The 23028-nt window shown below is 45.3% G+C and carries 23 protein-coding genes; 19 read left to right on the top strand and 4 right to left on the bottom strand.

The window, feature by feature from the left end; genetic code table 11:
* The first annotated feature begins 49 nt into the window (after positions 1-49).
* Complete coding sequence (locus tag AC3WJJ_RS10125) at positions 50-715, top strand: GDSL-type esterase/lipase family protein (protein ID WP_492540215.1); 666 nt, start codon at positions 50-52, stop codon at positions 713-715.
* Between the two features lie 145 nt (positions 716-860).
* Here AC3WJJ_RS10125 and AC3WJJ_RS10120 read toward each other — a convergent pair whose 3' ends face one another.
* Positions 861-1532, bottom strand: a complete 672-nt coding sequence (locus tag AC3WJJ_RS10120; protein WP_492540214.1) for a tetratricopeptide repeat protein — start codon at positions 1530-1532, stop codon at positions 861-863.
* Positions 1533-1596: 64 nt separating this feature from the next.
* On the bottom strand, positions 1597-3591 hold the full coding sequence (locus AC3WJJ_RS10115) for a GTP-binding protein (protein WP_492540212.1): 1995 nt from the start codon (positions 3589-3591) through the stop codon (positions 1597-1599).
* 120 nt (positions 3592-3711) lie between these two features.
* Between AC3WJJ_RS10115 and AC3WJJ_RS10110 the strand changes: the two genes are divergently transcribed.
* The 5 genes from AC3WJJ_RS10110 (at position 3712) to coaD (ending at position 6683) form a co-directional block, all read left to right on the top strand.
* Entirely contained in the window at positions 3712-4302 is a 591-nt protein-coding gene (locus AC3WJJ_RS10110; protein ID WP_492540210.1) for an HD domain-containing protein, read from the top strand.
* Positions 4303-4394: 92 nt separating this feature from the next.
* The gene (locus tag AC3WJJ_RS10105; RefSeq protein ID WP_492540209.1) at positions 4395-4634 is read left to right on the top strand and encodes a helix-turn-helix domain-containing protein; all 240 of its coding nucleotides are present in this window, start codon (positions 4395-4397) and stop codon (positions 4632-4634) included.
* 203 nt (positions 4635-4837) lie between these two features.
* The gene (locus tag AC3WJJ_RS10100) at positions 4838-4951 is read left to right on the top strand and encodes a YjcZ family sporulation protein (RefSeq protein WP_422657381.1); all 114 of its coding nucleotides are present in this window, start codon (positions 4838-4840) and stop codon (positions 4949-4951) included.
* 618 nt (positions 4952-5569) lie between these two features.
* Positions 5570-6178 carry a 16S rRNA (guanine(966)-N(2))-methyltransferase RsmD gene (rsmD, locus tag AC3WJJ_RS10095; RefSeq protein ID WP_492540207.1) on the top strand — a complete coding sequence of 203 codons (609 nt, stop codon included), beginning with the start codon at positions 5570-5572 and terminating at the stop codon, positions 6176-6178.
* Positions 6168-6683: a pantetheine-phosphate adenylyltransferase gene (gene coaD, locus AC3WJJ_RS10090; protein ID WP_492540205.1), complete on the top strand. Its 516-nt coding sequence runs from the start codon at positions 6168-6170 to the stop codon at positions 6681-6683. The genes rsmD and coaD overlap by 11 nt, the downstream gene beginning before the upstream one ends.
* On the opposite strand, the gene AC3WJJ_RS10085 is transcribed toward coaD, so the two are convergent.
* On the bottom strand, positions 6661-7893 hold the full coding sequence (locus AC3WJJ_RS10085) for a nucleoside recognition domain-containing protein (RefSeq protein ID WP_492540203.1): 1233 nt from the start codon (positions 7891-7893) through the stop codon (positions 6661-6663). The genes coaD and AC3WJJ_RS10085 overlap by 23 nt on opposite strands.
* Positions 7894-8010: 117 nt before the next feature.
* On the opposite strand from AC3WJJ_RS10085, the gene AC3WJJ_RS10080 reads away from it, so the two are divergent.
* Positions 8011-9051, top strand: coding sequence for a SepM family pheromone-processing serine protease (locus AC3WJJ_RS10080; RefSeq protein ID WP_492540201.1), 1041 nt, complete (start codon positions 8011-8013; stop codon positions 9049-9051).
* Here AC3WJJ_RS10080 and AC3WJJ_RS10075 read toward each other — a convergent pair.
* Positions 9041-10276, bottom strand: coding sequence for a nucleotidyltransferase (locus AC3WJJ_RS10075; RefSeq protein ID WP_492540199.1), 1236 nt, complete (start codon positions 10274-10276; stop codon positions 9041-9043). The two genes, AC3WJJ_RS10080 and AC3WJJ_RS10075, sit on opposite strands and share 11 nt — an antisense overlap.
* Before the next feature lie 183 nt (positions 10277-10459).
* Between AC3WJJ_RS10075 and AC3WJJ_RS10070 the strand changes: the two genes are divergently transcribed.
* The 12 genes from AC3WJJ_RS10070 (at position 10460) to ftsY (ending at position 22994) form a co-directional block, all read left to right on the top strand.
* Positions 10460-10969, top strand: coding sequence for a YceD family protein (locus AC3WJJ_RS10070; protein WP_492540197.1), 510 nt, complete (start codon positions 10460-10462; stop codon positions 10967-10969).
* Between the two features lie 52 nt (positions 10970-11021).
* Positions 11022-11195: a 50S ribosomal protein L32 gene (gene rpmF, locus AC3WJJ_RS10065; protein ID WP_006211382.1), complete on the top strand. Its 174-nt coding sequence runs from the start codon at positions 11022-11024 to the stop codon at positions 11193-11195.
* A gap of 177 nt (positions 11196-11372) precedes the next feature.
* Positions 11373-11939 carry a transcription factor FapR gene (fapR, locus tag AC3WJJ_RS10060; RefSeq protein ID WP_492541998.1) on the top strand — a complete coding sequence of 189 codons (567 nt, stop codon included), beginning with the start codon at positions 11373-11375 and terminating at the stop codon, positions 11937-11939.
* A gap of 35 nt (positions 11940-11974) precedes the next feature.
* A complete protein-coding gene (gene plsX, locus AC3WJJ_RS10055; RefSeq protein WP_422657339.1) occupies positions 11975-12961 on the top strand; it encodes a phosphate acyltransferase PlsX in 987 nt (328 codons plus the stop codon).
* Positions 12958-13962 (top strand): beta-ketoacyl-ACP synthase III, encoded by a 1005-nt coding sequence (locus AC3WJJ_RS10050; RefSeq protein ID WP_422657338.1) that lies wholly within the window; start codon positions 12958-12960, stop codon positions 13960-13962. Before plsX ends, AC3WJJ_RS10050 begins: the two co-directional genes overlap by 4 nt.
* 35 nt (positions 13963-13997) lie before the next feature.
* Complete coding sequence (fabD, locus tag AC3WJJ_RS10045) at positions 13998-14927, top strand: ACP S-malonyltransferase (RefSeq protein ID WP_492540195.1); 930 nt, start codon at positions 13998-14000, stop codon at positions 14925-14927.
* 118 nt (positions 14928-15045) lie between these two features.
* Entirely contained in the window at positions 15046-15795 is a 750-nt protein-coding gene (gene fabG, locus AC3WJJ_RS10040) for a 3-oxoacyl-[acyl-carrier-protein] reductase (RefSeq protein WP_492540193.1), read from the top strand.
* A gap of 104 nt (positions 15796-15899) precedes the next feature.
* Positions 15900-16133 carry an acyl carrier protein gene (acpP, locus tag AC3WJJ_RS10035; protein ID WP_046677908.1) on the top strand — a complete coding sequence of 78 codons (234 nt, stop codon included), beginning with the start codon at positions 15900-15902 and terminating at the stop codon, positions 16131-16133.
* A gap of 161 nt (positions 16134-16294) precedes the next feature.
* Positions 16295-17533 (top strand): beta-ketoacyl-ACP synthase II, encoded by a 1239-nt coding sequence (gene fabF / locus AC3WJJ_RS10030; protein ID WP_492540191.1) that lies wholly within the window; start codon positions 16295-16297, stop codon positions 17531-17533.
* Positions 17534-17545: 12 nt separating this feature from the next.
* A complete protein-coding gene (gene rnc / locus AC3WJJ_RS10025) occupies positions 17546-18244 on the top strand; it encodes a ribonuclease III (RefSeq protein ID WP_422657334.1) in 699 nt (232 codons plus the stop codon).
* 155 nt (positions 18245-18399) lie between these two features.
* The gene (gene smc / locus AC3WJJ_RS10020) at positions 18400-21969 is read left to right on the top strand and encodes a chromosome segregation protein SMC (RefSeq protein WP_492541996.1); all 3570 of its coding nucleotides are present in this window, start codon (positions 18400-18402) and stop codon (positions 21967-21969) included.
* Between the two features lie 26 nt (positions 21970-21995).
* A complete protein-coding gene (ftsY, locus tag AC3WJJ_RS10015) occupies positions 21996-22994 on the top strand; it encodes a signal recognition particle-docking protein FtsY (RefSeq protein ID WP_492540188.1) in 999 nt (332 codons plus the stop codon).
* Positions 22995-23028 lie beyond the last annotated feature (34 nt).

Below are 23028 nucleotides of genomic sequence, written 5' to 3'. Positions count from 1 at the left end.
GTACACCAGACTATTGTCAGTTTCAGTACACAGGAGTCCCACATATAATATGGAACTGAGCAGGGTGGAGGTGAGTGTAGTGGTGTATCATTACACCGCTGTCGGCGACTCTCTGACCTTTGGGATCGGTGCGTTGCCCGGCAGCGGTTTTGTTCCTATATACCGGAGGATGGCAGAAGAGCATTTGCGTCAATCGATTGATTATGCGAATTTAGGTATTAACGGATTAACTTCGGATGCATTGTATGATCGCTTGTTACGAGATCCATTGTTTAAGAGACAGCTGAACCATGCGGATATCATCACGATGTCGATCGGAGGGAATGATCTAATTCAAGCTGTGAAGTCAGGGGGGGATCGACCTGAGCGAGAGCGATTGGAAAAAGCATTAGAGCGTTGTCAGCGTAATATATCAGGCTGTCTTTCAGTCATCTCTAGGCTTAAATCAGGTAAAGGTCACCCTTATGTGTTGAGAGTGGTCGGTCTGTATAATCCATATCCCACATGGGATGAGGCAACAGAATATGTAATTCGTTTCAATAGATATTTATTTGGATTGACTACTGGAAGCTACTTAGGTGTAGCTGACGTATATTCGCGGTTTGCTGGTCGAGAACGAGAGATGTTATCCTTTGACGGAATACATCCCAGTTCTAAAGGATACCGAGTGATCGCAGAGAAGCTTAACCAGCTTGGTTATATGCCTTTGAAATAAATGATTTTAATAAATAAAGAAACAAAAAAACCGGCATCTTTTGAATTTCACCTCCATTGTAAGGGAACAACTTACGACTTGGAGGTGTTTACTTCAAAAAGGATAGTCGGTTTTTTATCAGGGTACAAGTTTAAGTACTGTAGAATTAAATAGCACCTTTTAATAGGCTGCGAATGGCCCATTTGCGCTCTTGACGCTTTTTATATTTTGGTAAAGATTTATAAATCATTACGGATTCCTTAAAGGCTGATTTTGCCTCATCTATCCTACCCAGATCCTTATACATGGATCCTAAGAGATAGTAAGCTTCGCTAGAGGATGAGTGTATGGAATGGAACTCTTTTACATAAGTAATCGCTTTTTCCCGATCGCTGTGTTTGAAAGCCGCTGCTAAACGAAGGTAAGGTCGACCGTACTTTACTCTTGGATTCATCTGTAATGCTTTTAAGATATGTTGTTCACCTTGTGAAATATTTCCTGTATGTAAGAAGCAGGTGCCTAGATCATCCCAATATTCCGCAGAATCTTCTGAATTTAATCGAATGGATTCTAGAATAGCCAACGCTTCCCTATACTTACGACGCTCTATAAGAAGTCTTGCAAGCTCATGTCTTGAGGATACATCACTAGGACTGCTTGCAATCTGTGCACGAAGTTTAGAGATATGACGTAACCGCTTGAAAGGGCGAGTGATGCTCGGAAATAGTCCAACAAACCGGCGATCCAGTAGATACACAATCAATAAAATGATGAGTATAGCAATGAACGGATTACCGATTAATCTCCATAATAAGAAAAAGCCAATGAATTTACCCATGAATATCCTCCATTAATAAATAATTCAAGAATAGAATTTCATCAATTCTAGGAGTGATCTAGAATCAATGCTCACTAGATAAAGCATTCCGCATGCTGAGAATAAAATGGGCCTGGTCTAACGGATTAACACCACGGCGTTCTCTTGCCACTTTCGTCTCAGGCGGACATGGCTCATATCCGAAGAATGTCGTAGTCCATATACCCCGTCCTCCAGTCAATGAGCGAAGCTGAACTGGGAAATCGAGTGATTCAGCAGCTGGGACAACACCCTCTACGATGCAGCGGCCATTCACAATAACAGGACTATCAAAACGAGCTCTCATCTGTACAAGATCGCTGAGCATTCGTCCACCGATTCCTTCCGGAACGGTCATTCGGAAACGAAGCATGGGTTCAAGGAGAATAGTGCCCGACGACGCAAGTCCGTTCATCAAAGCCATCGGAGTAGCGATAACAAAATCTAGAGGGTGTGTATGCCATACATGATGCTCGCCTTCGATTAAGGTGATTTTAAGATCGGTTACTTCCCAGCCGTATAAACCTTGGCGGAGTGCTTCAGGTACGCGCCGCTTAACCTCGTTCTGGTAGCTCTGTAGCAGATTTTCATTTCGTACGATAGAGCTATACTGGATACCACTCCCCTGAGGAAGGGGCTCCATATCGAAACGAAGAATGGCCCAACAAGGTTTCGGCATCGTATAGGCGACAAAGCCCTGCGTCTTTGAAGCAAGCGTTTCTTTGTAAATCACGGAAGGCGTGTCGAAAACGACATCTAATTGGTAACGGTTCAGTAATATGTTTTCAAGTATTTCGAGCTGAATGGTTCCCATGACTTTCAGATGCAGCTCACGCTCCACCGGGAGCCACTGGCAATCGAGTAGGGGGTCTTCATCTGTAAGTTCATGTAATGCTTCTGCAAGCTCTTGGTATTTCAAGGGATCTTTGCTGCGTGCTTGGACCGTCAATAGGGGTACGGCTATTTCGGGAGATTCAGGAATTCCCACGTCACTTCCAAGGATGTCGCCAATCTGAGTCTGCATTAGGCCGAACACCGCTGCAATCTCTCCTGCAGCAGCTTGCCCCGTATCGATCAGCTTACCACCGCTATCTATTTTACGGATTTGGGTGATTTTCTCCGTGGAATTTCTTGTAACGTTTAAGATGGAATCACGGTTCTGCAAGGTACCATGATAAAGGCGTACATATGCGATGCGGCCCATGTGAGCATCTCGCTCGATCTTAAAGACGACCGCAGATAACTCATTGTCTTCACTACCACTAGCTTCAGGCAAATATTCGTGAATATGATCAAGTAGTTCTGGTATTCCAATTCCCTGCTGAGAAGCTCCGAAGCAGACAGGGAAAGCCTCCCCGTCTAGAGTACAAGCTTGAAGCTTTCGCCGGACGTCCTCTATAGGAAGAGTCCCATGCTCAAGATAAAGTTCCAACAGTTCCTCATCTAGTACAGCTGAGAGTTCTGAAGCATTTTCCAAGCATGCCATGACTTCCGGATTACATCGGTTCTCATCATTCCAAATGGAATACACTTTATGAAAAGCTTGGCCTTCCCCATCAGGTGCGGTTACAGGAAAGATATTTGGTGAGAGAACTAGGCGTATTTCTTCCATAAGACTCTTTATTTCGATACCTGTTCGATCCATTTTGTTAATATAGATTAAGGTAGGGATATTGAACTTACGAAGTGCTTGCCATACGGTTTCGGTCTGAGACTGGATGCCCTCTGCCGCTGAAATGATCAGAACTGCGCCATCCATGACCCGAAGAGGACGTTCAACCTCTGAGAGAAAGTCAGCGTGTCCTGGTGTATCGATCAGATTAAGGCGCGCACCATTCCATTCTAATGAGGCGGCTGCAGATTTCACTGAAATTCCCCGCTCGCGTTCCACTTCCATCCGATCTGTATGAGCAGTTCCATCATTAACACTCCCCAGCTTACGAATCGTTCCACTTTTAAACAGTAGATGTTCGGTAGTTGTCGTCTTTCCGGCATCAACATGGGCGAATATACCGACATTTCGAATAGGGGGTTTAAGCATCTATTTAAGCTCCTTGTTGTTGTATACTTATGATTCATGATTATAGCATAGGATAAATTTTGGAAGATACGAATTTTTATGCTAATTTAAATTAGAGACTTCTAGGGGAGGTAACAAGACTTGAACGAGCGCTTTTTAAGACAATTAGATTTTATTCGAGAAGTGGACAAGCTGAAACATATTGTAAGAAGATCATATATTACAGATGGAAGTAGACGTGAAAATGATGCGGAACATACTTTGCATATTGCACTTATGGCCACGGTGCTAGAAGAACATGTTGTTGGAGAACAACCGGATTTGTTACATGTACTTCGAATGTTATTGATTCATGATTTAGTTGAGATCGATGCGGGTGATACCTTTGCATATGATGTTCAAGGGAATTTGGATAAATTCGATCGTGAGCGAGCAGCAGCAGAGCGAATTTTTGATATTTTACCAAAGGATCAAGGTGAGGAGATGATGAACCTTTGGCTTGAATTCGAGAATGGTTCAACAACAGAGGCGAAGTTTGCTGCTGCAGTGGATCGTCTTCAGCCTATTTTTCACAATTATGCGACAGAGGGGAAGGCTTGGCTTGAACATGGGGTAACTTCTGCTCAGGTATTAGCCCGAATTGATGCGATTACGTTATCTGTACCAGAAATAGGGTGTTGGGCGAAAGAGCTGATTGCTGATGCTGTCCAGAAGGGATATTTACTTCCGTAGTTCATTCCATTAATTATTATTAGCTCGTGATGACATGCATATATTGAAAAAATGCAAAGCCTAGCCGATATATATCGGTAGAGGTGATATCAATGGCTAAAAAGGGGCAGGTTTTTCATTATTATAGCCTGGAGACCAAGAAAAAGGCAGTGGCCATGAGGCTAGATGGAATGACTAAAAGAGAAGTTGCAGCAGCTCTAGAAATTTCCGATATCGGCCGTTTAAAAGTATGGATGAGAAAGTATAGGGAACATGGTGAAGAAGGGCTTATTGATCGGCGTAGAAAGGAAGCATCTCCTGAGGAAGATCATACAGCTGGAGCTGCGGAGTAACATTGCTTCCACAGTAACTTACAACATAAGCGTGCGGAGAACGAATTCCGTCACGCTTTTTATTTATAAGCTTTAATCTGCAACACAGAATCAGAAGCGCCTATAGGCAATTGACTTAATATTTGGGATATAAGGCGCTCGCCTAGTTCGTTTGAAGGGCTAGAGCATAACATGTGTTATGTTCTAAACGAGGAGGGATTTATGTGAGCGGAGTACACGGAGGTTATGGTTGCGGTGGATACGGTATGGGTTCCTCGGTAGGTGCTATCTTGGTATTGTTTATTCTGTTAGTTATTATTACACGCGCATTTATCTAATTTTTCGTTAAAATTTATGATACGGCGATCCGCGCCTGGCGCTAACGAACAGCCATCTTCTAGTGGTCGTATATAACTTGATAGCATGTTTCGAAATGAACAGACCAACCGGCGATGCTGGTTGGTCTGTTCTACTTAAGGAACTCGTTTCTCACGGGATTGCCAACGATAAGAGCTGCTCCTACTCCGATGAAAACATGAAAAACCCCAGATATATTCTGGGGTTTGTTTTTTGAAAGAGTTAGTAAACAATTGTGAAAAAGGCTTGTTAATATAGGGTTTTTGGACAAAAAAATTTGGGCGCCCTTTGCAGAGCGCCCTCATGGGAGAGGAGAAACCGGACGAAGAGCTTATGGGGAAACGTAAGTCTTCTCCGCGGTTGTCTACGACATACATTGATGTCGATAGTTCAAGGATGCCCCTTACACGCCGAAATATACCTGTTCTTTGAAAAAACAATGGACCTGCGTATGAATCATTTTTCATATGCGGGGTGATTGTGTTACGATAACCTCATAAAATGCCATACTAAGAAAAGACGTCTTCCCATTAAAGGGATGACAGCCGTTATGTTCTGTTGGCATTCCATATTTAGATATAGAACGGGTGATAGTGGTTGTGAGAGTAGTAGCAGGAAGTGCCAAAGGCCGGCCTCTGAAAAGTGTGCCTGGTATGGGTACCCGTCCAACGACGGATAAAGTGAAAGAAGCAATTTTCAGCATGATTGGTCCGTATTTCGACGGAGGAGCTGTCCTGGATTTGTTCGCCGGAACGGGTGGACTAGGAATCGAGGCGCTAAGTCGTGGTATGGAGCGTGCTGTATTTATTGACATGGAGTCGAAAAGTATCGAAACCGTCAAAGCTAATTTAAAATCTACAGGTTTTGAATCAAATGCCGAAATATACCGAAACGAAGCGGGAAGGGCGATAAAAGCGTTGGAAAAGAGGAAGTATATTTTTGACCTCGTTTTCTTGGATCCCCCCTACCGTATGAAGAATGGCGATGCGCTGATGACAGAGATGGCAACGCGGGGGCTGCTAAGCGCAGGAGCCTTATTAGTGCTGGAATACGAATCTAACTACACATATCCTGAGGAGATTAGTGGGTTCCTTCATTTGCGTACAGCCAAATACGGTGAGACCGCTGTATCTATATTTGAATATAATCCAATTGAAAAAGAACAGCCCGGACGAGCCGGCGAGGAGGACATCATCCATGAGAACTGAGCGAAAAAGTACATATCGTGTAGCGGTATATCCCGGCAGCTTTGATCCTGTAACGATGGGGCACATGGATATCATCACTAGAGCTTCGAAACAGTTTGATCTCTTGATCGTAGCAGTGCTCAATAACTTAAGTAAGAATCCGCTTTTTAGCTTAGAAGAACGGAAAGATCTTCTCCGGAAGGTCACATCACATTTGCCCAATATAGAGGTGGATGGTTTCCGGGATTTACTTGCGAATTATGTACGGGAAAAAGAAGCTCAAGTGATTGTGCGCGGCATTCGGTCCGTTACAGATTTTGAATATGAATTGACGATGGCATCAACGAATCACAAGCTGAACCCAGATGCGGAAACGATCTTTATGATGACCAACCCGAAGTATTCCTATCTTAGCTCAAGTCTTGTGAAAGAGATCGCTCACTTCAATGGAGATACAACCGATCTAGTTAGTCCGGAGGTTGATGCTGCACTTCGCAAAAAGTTCAACGAGAAAGCCGGCCTATAAACCGGGACAAGGTTAAGAATAATCCGATAAGCACGATGGCAGTTACAATTTGCCACTGAAAAAGCTTGTAGAACTCACTCCATAGACTAAATGAATGTTCATTCTGTAACGTTTCCTGTGGAACAGCCCCAAACGCGGGAAGTACTGACGAAGTGATTGAAGAAGCAGGTTCCCACAACACAAGGGTAAGACCAAAGGCATATACGGCATGGACAAGTCGTTTGAAGGCGAAAATAGTCCATTTAAACCCACTATTCGCTTTCATTCCGGAAAGGGTTTGAAGATGTGCGCTGACGCCACTCCATGCTAGAACAGCTGATAGAATAGCTAACTGCATTGTAGGAGACACGAACGAACTTTCACTAATTCTTTGGGCTCCAAGATGGAATTCAAACAAGCTAGCTGTGGCATATGAAGGAACATTTGGTAACAGATAGCTGGATATGGCGTTCACGATCACTGAAAATATCATAATGAATCCACCCGTCATCATAAGGGTATGGACTGAACGTGACACGGATTCCCCGAGAAGTTTTCCGAAGCTTCGCCCATCACGCGTTCTGGCCTCAGAAGCTGCTCTTGCGGCTTGAAGTAGTAATGAGGCGTTTTTGTTCTGTTCTTTGTGCTTGTTGGTAGCATACTCAGACTGTAAAGACATTTTTCGTGTCAGAGTTACGCGTCTTGCGGAGTAAGTCCAAGCTGCGAGAAGTCCTGAGATCCAATGGATCGCGAGTAGAAAATAACCTGCTGCAGGTTGATGAAGTAGTCCGCTACCAATAACAATGAGAATGGTCATGGGATTGCAGAAATGCGAAAGTGCTGCAAGTTTACCAGCATCCTTAGCGTCTAGCTCCCCTTGTTCAACCATCGTAGCTGAGACTTGTGCTCCAGCCGGAAAGCCAGCGATCATGCCGGTAATTAGAACAGAACCACCTTTGCCAGGAAGTCTAAATACCTTGCGCATCAATGGTTCCATTAGGACCCCGATGCCTTGAGCCCACCCATAAGCGTTAATTATCTCTACTAGTACAAGAAAAGGGAGAAGCGCTGGAAAAACAATATTCCACCATAGCTTTAAAGCTTGAAGAGAAGATTGAAAAGCTGTTTCAGGTGAACTAACGACTGCGAAAACAAGCATAATAGCAGCTGCTCCTAGAAGAATTGTGGACCAGAGGCTAAATATTCGTTTGAAGATGTGAGCTTTATTCATAAGGAATCTCCTCTCCGAGAACATGGCTAGTACCAATTTATGCAGAGGAGACAACCGTCAGACCAAATGAGGTCTGAGGGGGAGTGGCAAGAGACATTCCAGAGGGAAGGGAAAACCGTGAAAAGAACCGTTAAACCAAATGGATTAAGAGTACTTTTATATCTTTTGCTCATTGGAATATTGTTGTATGTAGTTGTGTATATGCCCACACCTTATTTGATCTATCAACCCGGTAGTGCTGAGGATGTCAAACCGATGATATCTGTTGAACAAGGTGATCCCACTGAAGAAGGGACTTTTATGCTGACGACTGTATCAGCAAGTTATGCCAATATGGCATTACTGATGATGTCTGTGTTTAATTCGGATGCAGAAGTGGTGCAAAAGGAAGAGAAGATGGGCGACCAAAGTAAGGAAGAGTATGCAGCTACTCAGGTCTACTACATGAATTCTTCTCAGTCTTTAGCAATGGAGGCGGCCTACCATGCAGCGAATGTAGAGTATAGAATCGTTCCTGCATATATGTTTGTTATCTCTGTGCCAAAGGATTCTGCGAACAAAGAGTTTTTCCATCCTGGTGATAAACTGATTTCTGTCGATGGAGAACCAACTTCAGATAATACGAAGTTAGCTGAGAAGTTATCGAGCAAAGAAATCGGAGACAGGATCGAAGTGAAATTATCTCGTGGTGATAAGGTGGTTACTGGAACGGTGCCACTCGTACCCATCAAAGATGAAAAGACCGGGTCAGAACGACCAGGTCTAGGTGTAATCATCGCGACCATGCAGGATATAGAGTCGAGCAACCCAGATGACCGTGTGACCTTCGCTGACACGAAGATCGGTGGTCCTTCAGCGGGTTTGATGTTTACGATGGAAATCTATAATCAGCTCACACCAGGAGACCTTAGTAAAGGTTACCGTGTAGCTGGAACCGGAACAATCGTTAAAGAAGGCACAGTGGGTCCGATCGGGGGCGTGAAGCACAAGATTGTGGCAGCCGACCGCGAGGGAGCAGAGCTGTTCTTCGTTCCACGAAAGAACTACGATGAAGCAAAAGCAAAAGCTGACCGCATCGGTACCAGCATGAAGTTAATTCCGGTTGACAAATTGCAGGATGCAATCGATTATATGAATGATCTTGCCCCTAAAGAATAACTGGAGGCGCAAGATAGTCGCTGAACATGCTGGATACTGTAGGATTCGGATATGCGCTTGTATAGGCGGCAGAAGCTTGCAGATCCATGTTTAAATAGGGGTGCGAGAAGGTGGACGGTCTCATGACTACTGGAAGTGAGGCCGTCTTTTTCATTTGCTTAAGTAGCACTCTGCCTTTATCGCTAAAGCCGAGCACACGGATATATCCGGGACCTTCCATAAGCTTAGTTCGGCTCATTTCTGCTTTGTTATGATTAAGCAAAATATGCAGCAGCATACGTTGGAGTTTGGTTCGCGTATATCTCTTTGTTTTTAGAGCACTAAGGAGTGCGTCAATCGTTGGCTCGCCAAGTTGTGGCAGCACTTTCTGGATTCGGTGTTCAAGCCCTTCTGTAACCTCATGATATGATTCTAGTTCTTCTGGCTTCTGGGTTAGCAATGTATGGAACAATGGCTGACGGAATCTCTCCCAGTCCATGGGACCGAGACCGTTCATAAATTCCCTATGGAGAATATCTAGTGTATAGTTTGGGACATAGGATGATACGGTCTCAAGCCCTTCCTCCAGAATGAGCTTACGTATCGAAGTTGCACTGGCGATCGTCTTGTCTGTGGGGACCAAGTCGTGATAGTTAGCGCCTTCCCGTGTTATTGTATGGGCAGTAATGCGGCTTTGGAGGCGCCTGAGTGCTATCAAGTAATGTAGTCCAAGTGAGTTATTAGGTTTTGCCAGCATCTGTGTTAGTTCGTTGATTGAACGCTGGGATGAGCCTGTTACAGTTGCAGCTGCAATCGCATAAGCAGATGGGAAGTTGCTTCCGGAAGACATGTGCTTGGTGATTTCATTACGAAGTTGTCCACTCTCCTCAGAGAGAGCTTCGGCAAGCGGGAAGAGATCGTCAAGCGATCCGCTTTCCGAGCCAAAAGAGAGACAGTCTACTACGCCAGTCCCATTCAGAAGAGCAACCGCCCCATAGGCGAACCACTCAGCAGGCTGTACTGCATAGGCTGTTGAAAGCTCGATAACCAGGTCCACGCCCATATGTAGCGCCATCTCTGTACGTGCACGTTTACTAACCAGAGCGGGTTCACCACGTTGCAAAAAAGGACCACTCATGATAGCTACGACTGCATCGGCATTTGTTATTTCTTTGGATTTTGTATAATGAAGCACATGACCATTGTGCAGGGGGTTATATTCCACTATAATTCCTACTGTTTTCACAAAACCAACTCCTTGCTAAAAATATATCATAATTCCTTGACAATTCTGCAAGAATAATTGAAGTAGTACAGGGTGGTCGGTGCTATACTATAACAAGTCCAGTATAGAAAATTGAATGATATGCTGTTGACAAAAGTCTCTTTAAATCGGTATAATAATCTTTGTTTGCTTGGAGTGATGGATATGCTTATTCAATTTCGAAAATTGACAACCAGCGATCAACCGTTACAGTTCCATCAAACCGTGGATGTTAGCCAAGCAGTAAAAGGTCGGAAGGAAATTGTTTCTGTAAGTCCGCTTGAAGTGGATTTAACGGCAATTCTATCCGTCACTGGCGCGGTAGACGTTCATGGTCGGTTGAAAGGTCAGCTTGAGATTACATGCTCGCGCTGTCTTAAACCGGTTACTGAACAACTGGACATCCCTTTTCATGAAGTATTCCAGCCGGTAGAGGATCCTGACAAGCTTCAGGATGAAAATGAAGACATTACATACGTGAAAGGCGAGAGTGTGGATCTTGCTGAGTATGTGGAAGAAGCATTTGTACTCTACTTACCTCTTGCCCCGGTGTGCAGTGAAGATTGTAAAGGACTTTGCCCAAATTGCGGTAAAGACCTGAACGAAGGCTCCTGCAATTGCGACACGGAAGTGATCGACCCGAGGTTAGCTGGGCTGAAAGACTTCTTTAAATGATGATGGATATGACATCCCGTGAAAGCGGGTTAACTGATAAGGAGGTGGGAACATGGCAGTACCTCAACGTAGAACGTCCAAAACACGTCGTGACAAGCGTCGTACTCACTTTAAATTGGCTGTGCCAGGCATGGTGAAATGCGAACAGTGCGGAGAATTGAAACTTGCTCACCGCGTATGTAAAGTGTGCGGAACGTACAAAGCAAGAGAGATTATCAAACAATAGTTTTTAATAAGTAGTACTTCATCTTTGGTGAGGTGCTATTTTTTTTGTCTGAATGCCTCTTTCTTTTTGCAGTCACATGATTTATACTACACATTAGTACCAGGTTCTAATATGAGGATTAACTTTTACATAGATTAAAAGATTCACGCCAATGGAGGCAGAAGGAGTTGCACCGTCATCGAACGTCTATCCAAAAAAGACCGGCACCAGCGGCTGATCCAGCTGATTGATGAGAACCCTTTTGTCACGGACCGAGAGCTAACACGTCAACTCAAAGTGAGCATACAGACCGTTCGTCTTGATCGAATGGAACTCGGCATCCCGGAACTCCGGGAACGGATGAAGCAGATGGCGGAGCATTCCTATGATCAGGTCCGCTCACTGTCCCTGGATGAAGTTGTCGGTGATGTGGTAGATTTACAACTGGACAAGAGTGGGATATCGATTTTTGAAATTCGAGAAGAACATGTATTTAGCAAAACGCTGATAGCTCGCGGACATTATGTTTTCGCACAGGCGAATTCTTTAGCAGTCGCGGTAATTAACGATGAGATTGCACTGACTTCTTCCGCAGATATCCGATTTATTCGTCAGGTTCGTCTGGGAGAGAAATGTATTGCAAAAGCTTATGTGCGTTCAAATGCTGGCCAGAAGGGCAAAGCTAAAGTTGAAGTGTTCACATATGTGGGCGATGAAATGGTATTCCAGGGGAACTTTATCGTATATCGATCCACAGGGGAATAACAGTAACAGAGCCTTTGGTAAAAGGAGGATTCAACATGAGAATTGCTATAGATGCTATGGGTGGCGATAACGCTCCAAAGAGTAATGTCGAGGGTGCAATAGCCGCGGCGCAAGAATGGAAAGATACCGAAATTATTCTTGTGGGTGATCAGGCTCTACTGCAGCCCCTTCTTAAGGAAACACCATCTAATCTGATTCTACGCCACGCTAGTGAAGTCATTGATGCAGAAGACGAGCCTGTAAGAGCAGTACGACGCAAGAAGGATGCATCCATGGTGGTCGCAGGAAGAATGATCCGCGAGGGTGAAGCAGATGCGATGATTTCCGCAGGGAACACAGGCGCACTTATGACTACTGGATTGCTTGTGGTAGGGAGAATGCAAGGCATTGAGCGTCCTGCACTAGCTCCAATGATCCCTACCTTGGATGGGAAAGGGATGCTGGCACTCGATTTGGGTGCGAACATGGATTCCAAGCCTGAGCATCTTCAGCAGTATGCTTTGATGGGAAGCTTGTACCGTGAAAAGGTACATGGCATAGCCAAGCCGCGAATCGGACTGCTAAATGTCGGCACCGAACCAGGCAAAGGAAACGAATTGACAAAGCATGCGTATCCTTTGCTTGAACAGTTGCCGATCCATTTTGTAGGTAATGTTGAGGCGCGTGATGTGATGAATGGTGTGTGTGATGTGCTGGTATGCGACGGATTTGCTGGTAATATATTGTTGAAATCCATTGAAGGAACAGCGGGAGCGCTGTTTTCACTGTTGAAAGAACAGTTCGGGCAAAACCTGAAGACAAAAATGGCGGCAGCGATGATGATGCCACAGTTGAGAAGCCTGAAATCTGTTATGGATTACAAAGAGCATGGAGGGGCACCTCTCCTCGGATTAAGTGGGCTGGTAGTTAAGAGCCATGGCTCATCCGACGGCAATGCGATTAAGAACGCTGTTCGTCAGGCCCGAGTAGCCATGCAAAATCGTTTGGTAGAGAGCATCTCAAACGAAATCAGCGGGAAATGAGTGAGAACATGAACAACAATTTAAGATCAGTAGGAATTATTGGGACAGGTAAGTATGTGCCTGAGAAAATATTGACGAATAGTGACCTGGAAAAAATCGTAGAAACGAGCGATGAATGGATTGTATCCCGTACCGGAATCAAGGAACGGCATATCGCTTCTCCTGAACAAGCTACATCTGACTTGGCCTATGAGGCTGCCGTGAAAGCACTTGAATCAGCGGGCATTACAGCTCAGGAGCTAGATCTGATTATCGTAGCGACGATAACTCCAGACATGTCCTTCCCTTCAACGGCTTGTATATTGCAAGATCGTCTTGGCGCTAAAAAAGCTGCAGCGTTTGATCTGTCTGCTGCTTGCTCGGGATTCGTCTACGGGCTTGCGACAGCGACCAACTTCTTACAGACGGGAATGTATAATAATGCGCTTGTCATAGGTGCTGACACGCTGTCCAGAATTACGGATTACACAGACCGTAATACCTGTGTCTTGTTTGGTGACGGAGCGGGCGCTGTTGTGCTTGGCGAAGTACCGGAAGGAAGAGGCTTTCAAGCCTTCGATCTCGGGGCTGAGGGCGCTGGTGGGGCTCACTTGTATCTTGAAGCAGGTGGATCGCGTCTACCAGCATCTGCTGAAACCTTGGAAGCGAAGAAGCATTACATCTATATGAATGGACGAGAAGTGTTTAAATTTGCTGTTCGGGTTATGAGCTCTGCAACAGAGACGGTATTGACTAAAGCCGGCATAACGAAAGAAGATATCGATATTTTCATTCCGCATCAGGCAAATGTTCGCATTATTCAATCCGCTATGGAGCGTTTAAATCTTCCAGCTGAGCGAGTTGTTGTTAACGTGGATAAGTATGCTAATACTTCCGCAGCATCCGTTCCTCTTGCGCTGGTTGAAGCGGTTGAAGAAGGCCGAGTGAAGGAAGGCGATACGGTTGTTATGGTTGGGTTTGGTGGCGGTTTGACTTGGGGCGCATCCGTTCTCAAATGGTAGTATAATTGGTAATCTAGCTGGGAGGAGCGATACATTTGGGAAAGATAGCATTTGTATTTCCAGGGCAAGGTGCCCAATCGGTAGGTATGGCAAAAGATGTGTTTGATGAAATTCCAGCTTCACGTCATGTGATCGAAACGGCAGATGAAGCACTTGGTTTTTCACTGAGCTCAATTATATTTGAAGGTCCGGATCAAGAACTTAAGCAAACATATAACACTCAGCCTGCACTTCTTGCTGCAAGTGTGGCATATTTGGAAGCTTTCCGTGAGAAAGGGATCACTCCTGATTATGTTGCAGGCCACAGTCTTGGTGAGTATAGTGCACTTGTAGCTTCTGGTGTATTACCTCTTAAAGAAGCAGTAAAGATTGTGCGTGCTCGTGGTGAGTTTATGGAGCAAGCTGTCCCTGGTGGTCAAGGAGCGATGGCAGCAGTACTGGGTGCGGATCGTGAAGCGCTAAGTACATTGTGCCGCAGAGTAACGGAAGAAGGAACTCCGGCTGAGCTTGCGAATATTAACTGTCCTGGACAGATCGTTATTTCTGGATCTACAGAAGGGGTTACGGCTGTATCAGGTCGCGTAAAGGAAGCGGGGGGCAAGCGAGCTATTCCACTTGAAGTTAGTGGGCCTTTTCACTCTTCATTGATGAGAGAAGCTGCTGAGCGTCTTGCAGGGGAGCTTAAAGATGTTCAATTAACAGCTCCATCAGTACCTGTAGTTGCTAATGTCAACGCGACACCGGTCAGCGATCCTGAACAAATCCGGAAGCTGCTTGTTGAACAAGTATATTCTCCAGTACTATGGCATGACAGCGTGGAATGGATGATCAGCCAAGGTGTCGATACCTTTGTGGAGATTGGACCTGGGAATGTTTTGACGGGTCTGATTAAGAAAATAGACAAAACTGTGAAGCTTATTAATATAAATAGTCTAGCCAGTATTAAAGAGCTGGAGACTTTCTAATTCATGTTCTAAAAGTCTGGTTCTGACACCAGATTTAATGATTCTTTTGATTCTGAACGTGTATTTGTGAGTTGAAATCTCCATTTTATGGGTAGACTCGGGGAAAGGAGGAACATTTATGATCGAAGCTTTAAAAGGACAGACAGCTCTAGTTACAGGTGCTTCTCGTGGCATTGGGCGCAGTATTGCGCTTGCATTAGCTGATATGGGAGTTAATGTTGCTGTGAATTACTCTGGTAATGAAGAGGCAGCCAATGCGGTTGTTTCTGAAATCAAGGCTAAAGGCGTGGAGGCCATCGCGTTAAAAGCTAACGTTGGAAAAAGTGCTGAAGCGGATGCCCTCGTCAAGCAAGTGCTTGACACATGGGGTAGAATTGATATTTTGGTGAATAATGCTGGGATTACTAGAGATAATTTAATCATGCGCATGAAAGAAGAAGAGTTCGATCAAGTGATTGAAACGAATCTGAAGGGCGTCTTTAATTGTCTCAAAGCAGTGACCCGTCCGATGATGAAACAGCGCTATGGCCGCATTATTAATATCTCATCGGTTGTAGGTGCACTTGGTAATCCTGGGCAAGCTAACTACGTTGCCGCAAAAGCGGGAGTGATCGGTCTGACCAAATCGGCAGCCCGTGAATTAGCTTCCCGTGGTATTACAGTGAACGCTGTTGCGCCTGGTTTCATTGATACAGACATGACACGTGAACTACCTGAAGACATGCGTGAGAAGCTAATGGGAGATATCCCACTCGCACGCCTTGGAAAGTCGGAAGAAATCGCAGGTGTTGTTGCTTTCCTTGCCTCTTCCGCTGCGGGCTACATGACAGGGCAGACCCTTCATGTAGACGGTGGAATGTATATGTAAGAGTTAATCCACCGTTCAAGAGTCTGCATTAATTACGTTTTCAAGTGCCTTCTATGGCAATTTGAAATTATATCTTATATAATTACCAAGAGGAGGTGAGCCGGATGTCCGATGTATTGGAACGTGTAAAACGCATCGTCGTCGACCGCCTGGGTGCTGACGAAGCCGACGTAACACTAGAAGCATCTTTCAAAGATGACCTTGGAGCTGATTCTCTCGATGTAGTTGAATTGGTGATGGAGTTGGAAGATGAGTTTGATATGGAGATCTCTGATGAAGATGCGGAGAAAATTACGACCGTAGGTGAAGTTGTTAAGTACATACAATCTCATACCTAAGTCATAAAACCAAAGTCCCGTTCTTGTTGTAAGGCGGGACTTCTCCACATTATCTAAGTTTATTTTTACAAGTGTTTGAATAATGATAGATTATTGCTGATCCAAGCACCCTGAAGAGAATTTTGGGGGTGTAAGGGCAGTCCATATAGAGGTGAGTTTGTTTGAAGCAAAGAGTTGTTGTTACTGGTATGGGTGTTATGACTTCGATAGGTAAGGACATTGATACGTTTTGGAACAGTCTTATGACTGGTAAATCTGGAGTGTCCCATGTTGAAGCTTTTGATGTCAGCGACTACCCAACACAAATTGCTGCATCCATAAAGGATTTTAATCCAGAGGATTATATGGACCGTAAGGAAGCACGCAAGATGGACCGATTTGTTCAATTTGCAGTTGCTGCGGGTACGAAAGCACTCGAAGATAGTGGAATCAAGATTGGTGAGAATGCTGAGGCAGAACGTGTTGGTGTATCCATCGGATCTGGTATTGGCGGTTTGGGAACTTGGGAAGATCAGCATAATGTATTGCTGGAGAAAGGTCCTAAGCGAGTAAGTCCATTTTTCATCCCAATGATGATCGCGAATATGGCTTCTGGCCAAATGTCCATCAACTTGGGAGCAAAGGGACCGAATACGACACAGGTAACAGCATGTGCGACAGGTAGCCATTCGATCGGAGATTCCTTCCGCTTGATTCAACGTGGAGATGCTGATGTTATGGTGTGTGGCGGTGCAGAAGCGACAATCCGTCCAACAGGCATGGCTGGTTTCTGTGCAATGCGTGCAATGTCAACTCGTAATGATGAGCCTGCCAAGGCAAGTCGTCCGTTTGACACGGGTCGTGACGGGTTTGTTATGGGTGAGGGTGCAGGAGTTCTGATTCTGGAATCTTTAGAGCATGCTCAAAAGCGTGGTGCGAAAATTTATGCCGAAGTTATCGGTTATGGATTAAGTGCCGATGCTCACCATATGACTGAACCTGATCCGGATGGCGCAGCGCGTTGTATGAAGATGGCTATTCGTGATGCAGGAATCAATCCTGAGGATATTGATTACATCAATGCTCACGGAACATCAACGCCGGTCGGAGATCGATCGGAGACGAAGGCTGTGAAGATGGCATTAGGTGATCATGCTTATAAAGTTGCAGTAAGCTCCACGAAATCGATGACAGGCCATTTGTTAGGTGCTGCAGGCGGTGTGGAAGCTGTGATATGTGCTTTGAGTCTAGGACACCAGATTATCGCTCCAACGATCAATCTGGAGGATCAAGATCCTGAATGTGATCTTGACTATGTACCGAACGAACCAAGAAAAGCTGAATTGAACATTGTAATGTCCAATTCATTCGGGTTTGGTGGTCATAATGCCACTATTATCCTGAAAAAATACACCGAGTAAGGGGACAGTGTGTTGAGTGGAGATCTGAAGCAGTTACAGCATAAACTTCATATCCAGTTTCGTAACGGAATGCTGCTGAAGCAGGCCTTTACCCACGCCTCATATGTCAACGAACATCGTTTTAGTCAGAGTCAGGATAACGAGCGTCTGGAATTTCTCGGGGATGCTGTACTAGAACTTACAGTGAGTGAGTTTTTGTACAACCTTTACCCAGATCGTCCAGAAGGGGAACTGACAAAACTCCGGGCTGCAATCGTATGCGAGCCCTCGCTGGTCAAATTCGCTGAAAGATTAGATTTTGGCCGTTATGTGCTCTTAGGCAAGGGAGAAGAAATGACGGGCGGTCGGACCCGCCCGGCTCTTCTTGCTGACGTGTTCGAATCTTTTGTGGGAGCGCTCTATCTCGATCAAGGGTTAGAGGCAGTTCGTTCATTTCTAAGTGACCATGTGTTCCAGTCCGTCACAGTGAACGGCCGGCCTCAAATGAGCGATTATAAGACCGAGCTTCAAGAACTAACACAGCATCACGGTATGGGTACGCTGGAATATCGTATCGTTGAAGAGCGGGGACCTGCGCATGAACGTGAGTTTGTCTCTGAGGTATTTATGGGAAGCGAATGTCTTGGACGAGGAAGCGGTCGTTCCAAGAAAGAAGCCGAGCAGCAGGCAGCGGCGGTAGCCTTGAAGCAGCTGAAGCGCTTGAACGCCTAAGCTTCGCCGATGTGAGGACAAACAAAGAGCAAAGATCAGTCAGGCGGCAACCGGAAACCAAGGGGTCACGACTGTTTTTTGCTCTTTTTCGTTGTCCCTTTGCTATTGGTGGTAACTCGGTATGGTACAATAACGGTAGAGGTGATTTGGAATATATGTTTTTGAAACGGATAGAACTAGCGGGTTTCAAATCGTTTGCCGATAAGACGGAAATGGAATTTGTGCGGGGAATTACTGCAGTCGTTGGACCCAACGGAAGCGGGAAGAGTAATATCTCGGACGGCATTCGCTGGGTACTCGGTGAACAGAGCGCGAAATCACTTCGCGGCGGCAAGATGGAGGATATTATTTTTGCTGGAAGTGATGCTCGTAAAGCGGTTAATTATGGTGAAGTTTCTTTGACCCTTGATAATGAGGATCATGTGTTGCCACTGGACTTTAATGAGGTGACGGTTACCCGTCGTGTACATCGTAGTGGTGACAGTGAATATTTGATTAATAAGCAGTCTTGTAGACTTAAAGATATTACGGAATTGTTTATGGATACAGGTATTGGTAAAGAAGCATACTCCATTATCGGACAAGGCAGAATCGAAGAAATCTTGAGTACTCGTTCTGAGGATCGTCGAGGTATTTTTGAAGAAGCGTCAGGTATTGTGAAATATAAATCTCGGAAGAAAGAGTCTGTGCGCAGACTGGATGAAACGGAACAGAATTTGCTTCGGATCCACGATCTTGTGACTGAACTTGAGGACCAGATTGGCCCCTTAAAAGATCAATCTGAGAAGGCAATCCGTTACAAAGAGTTAAAAGAACAGCTTAAGCAAAAAGAGATATCTCTATATGTGTATCAGATTGAACAGATTCATGGCGCATGGAGCGAAGCGAACGCTAAGCTGGAACAGCTCAAAGAAGAACAGCTTGCCCTCTCCACAGTTGTGTCCGCTCATGATGCTAAGCTTGAAAGTGATCGTTCTGCACTGAGACAACTCGAAGAAGAAGTTGAGAGGACCCAGAGTGAGCTGCTTCAGTATAGTGAATCTTTCGAGAAGAATGAGGGTTACGGCGAAGTGCTTAAGGAACGTCGTCGTAACTTGGAGCGGACCCGAGAACAACTGACAACGAGTGTGGATTCTGGAGGAGCGAGGCTCGCAGAAAGACAGGAAGAGTTGATCCGAATGAAGGACAAGCTTGCTGCCTTGCAAAAAGAACTAGCTGAGTTAAGAGATACGCTTTCTGCAGAAGAAGCTAAGCTTGTTGGTGTTACGGGTGGGATTAGCCAACAACAAGAAGAGAGTCTGAAGGGCAATCTCCTTGACTTGATGAACCGAATGGCTCAAGCCCGTAATGAGATTCGCTATGCGGATCAGCAGACAGAGGCACTTGGGCGACGGATGAGCAGGTCACAAGAAGAAACAGGGAAATGGGAGAAGCAAAAAGAAGAACTTCTCAGTCGCAAAGAGCAGATTGATCGCAATGTTGAACGATTTGGCAAGGAAATTGCAGAACTACGCAGCGGTTATATCACAGAGAGCGAGCGCTATCAATCACTGCAAAAGCTGCTAGAAGAAAGTCAGAGCGCCCTGCGTAAATGGGAGCAGAAACGAGAAGCGCAAATTTCTCGCCGTGATACGATGAAAGAAATGCAGGATGATTTTGACGGATTTATGCTTGGGGTTAAAGAAGTGCTCAAAGCGTCCCGCAAATCCACATTACATGGGGTTCACGGCGCTGTTGCAGAACTCATCCGAGTGCCAGAGAAGCTGGAGTTAGCAATGGAAACGGCACTTGGTGCTTCGGTGCAGCATATCGTCATGGATAATGAAGCTGTATCTCGGCAAGCAATTTCGTTCTTGAAACAGCGGCAACTAGGCCGAGCTACGTTCTTGCCATTGGATGTAATTCGTCCAAGACAAGTTTCATCCTCTGATCGTTCTATGGCAGAAGGGGAACCAGGATTCGTAGGCTTTGGTTCGGAACTGGTTCAATATGATCCAAGATACAGTAATATTGTCGGTAGTTTACTTGGAAATGTTGTCATTGCAGAGACATTGGAGCAGGCTAACAAAATAGCATCCCGTTTCCAGTACCGTTACCGTGTCGTAACGCTTGAGGGTGATGTTGTCAATGCAGGCGGCTCGATGACGGGTGGTAGCCACCATAAGAAGAGCAATAATCTCTTAGGTAGGAAGCGCCAATTGGATCAGTTGGATCAGGAGATTACGGAAACAGAGAAGCAGATTGGCAAGCTTCAAAAGGGGATTGAACAAGTAAGAGGACAAATGGTTGAATCTCAGGACAAGCTGGATCATTTACGTAAGTCTGGTGATGACAAGCGAATTGAAGAACAGCAGGCATCAAGTGATCGGAAGCAGCTGGAGCATGAGCTTCGTCACGTCCTCGAGCAAGCAGAGTTGGCTGGTCAGGAGAAGACGAGTCATGAGCAAGAAGCTAAAGAGATCTTGGAAAGTCGGACTCGTGCGGTTAAGTTGTTGTCAGAACTTGAGGATGAAGAGAAAGCGACGCATCAGGCGATACAAGCTGCAGAGTTTGCCCGCAAAGCCAATGAGTCTGCCAAGGATGAGCTTCAGACCCAATTGACTACACTGAAGGTACGGGAAGGTAAACTCGATCAAGAAACGTTCTCTCTTGAGGAACAGTTGAAGCGAATGCAGTCAGATGTAAACAACCATGAGAAAGAACAGAAGCAGAATCGAACCATGCTATCCTCGGTTCTCGCGGAACTGGAACAGAATGCATCTGAAAGCGTCAAGCAGATTGAAGACTTGAATCATTTTAAACTGAAAAAAGACGAGGCAGCAAAGCAGCTTGAGTTCAAGCGTGCATCCCGAGCACAGCTCAGCAAGAAGCTTGAGCTTGAGGAAAGCGAGACGAAAGAGCAGCGTACACAGCTGAGGTCTGTGGAGGAACAGCTTCGCCAAACGGAGATTGGTGTGAATCGACTGGATGTCGAGCTGGAGAATATCCTGAAAAAGCTGAGTGAGGATTATGAACTCAGTTATGAGCTAGCGAAACATCGCTATCCTGTACCTGAGGATGTGCCAGCTGTGCAGGATGAAGTCCGTGAAATAAAGCGGAATATAGCTGCGCTTGGAGATGTTAATCTTGGTGCAATTGAGGAGTATCAGCGAGTGAACGAGCGTTACGAATTCCTCAGTGTGCAGAAGGCAGATTTAGTAGAAGCCAAAACGACTCTCTATCAGGTGATTAAAGAGATGGACGATGAGATGTCCAAACGTTTTAAAACGACCTTTGATGCGATTCGCAAAGAGTTCGGCACAGTGTTCACGAAGCTGTTCGGAGGTGGAAGAGCTGATCTAATTCTTATTGATCCTGAACGTCTCCTTGAGACAGGGATCGATATCGTAGCTCAACCACCAGGCAAAAAGCTTCAAAACCTGCAGCTGCTCTCGGGTGGAGAACGAGCACTTACAGCGATGGCCTTGTTATTCGCCATATTACAAGTTAAACCAGTACCATTCTGCGTTCTTGATGAAGTTGAAGCAGCTTTGGACGAAGCGAATGTTGTTCGTTTCGCACAATATTTACGTGAATTCTCGGAACAAACGCAATTCATCGTGGTTACTCACCGCAAAGGAACGATGGAAGAAGCCGATGTATTGTACGGTGTAACGATGGAAGAAGGCGGCGTATCCAAGCTCGTCTCCGTTAAACTTGAGAGTGAGGAAGCGGTAATCGCCTAACTATATACAACCAATGGAGGGAACGTATGAGCTTTTTTAAGAAACTCAAGGAAAGCATTTCAAACAAAACAGAAAGTGTAACAAAACAATTCCGAGATGGACTCGAGAAGACCCGTAAGGGGCTTGTGGAGAAAGTTTCAGATTTGGTGATTCGCCGCAAAAAAATCGACGAGGAGTTCTATGAGGAGCTCGAAGAGATTCTGATTGGCGCCGATGTTGGTGTTAACACGGTAATGGATCTTATGGATGAGCTCCGTGGTGAAGTGAAGAAACGCCGCATCGAAGATGCAGCGGATCTTCAACCCGTCTTGTCTGAGAAGCTTATGGGGTTGCTAAGAGGCGATAACAATAATGAGCTTCGCATGAATCCGGATGGAATTACGGTTATCCTATTTGTTGGTGTGAATGGAGTAGGTAAGACGACTACGATTGGAAAGCTCGCTCATCGATTTAAGCAAGAAGGCAAAAAGGTACTTATGGCTGCGGGTGATACATTCCGTGCAGGAGCGATCGAGCAATTGGAAGTATGGGGAGAGCGTGTTGGTGTTGAGGTGATTAAGCAGCAACCTGGTTCTGACCCTGCAGCTGTTATGTTCGATGCCGTTCAAGCAGCGAAGCAGCGTCAAGTAGACGTTCTGCTATGTGATACAGCAGGCCGATTACAGAACAAGACCAACTTAATGGAAGAGCTGAACAAAATTTTTCGTGTTATTCAGCGCGAAATCCCAAGTGCTCCTCATGAAGTGCTGATGGTGCTTGATGCTACAACAGGTCAAAATGCGCTCAGTCAGGCAAAACTATTTGGTGAGAAGAGTGGAGTTACAGGTCTTGTATTGACGAAGCTGGATGGTACAGCAAAGGGTGGTATCGTCGTGGCTATTCGTCAAGAACTGAACCTGCCGGTGAAGCTTGTGGGTCTTGGTGAGAAAATGGGTGACCTACAGACCTTCGATTCCGAACAATTCGTACATGCATTATTTGCCGGACTGATTAAAGAAGAAGAGAATACAGAGGAAACTGAGTAAAAATATAAAAAAACAAAGAAATAGCGATGCTGGG

Source organism: Paenibacillus sp. FW507-14B1B (assembly GCF_058781425.1).
Note: the sequence above shows the minus strand (reverse complement) of the source record. Positions and strands in the feature narration are given on the sequence as shown.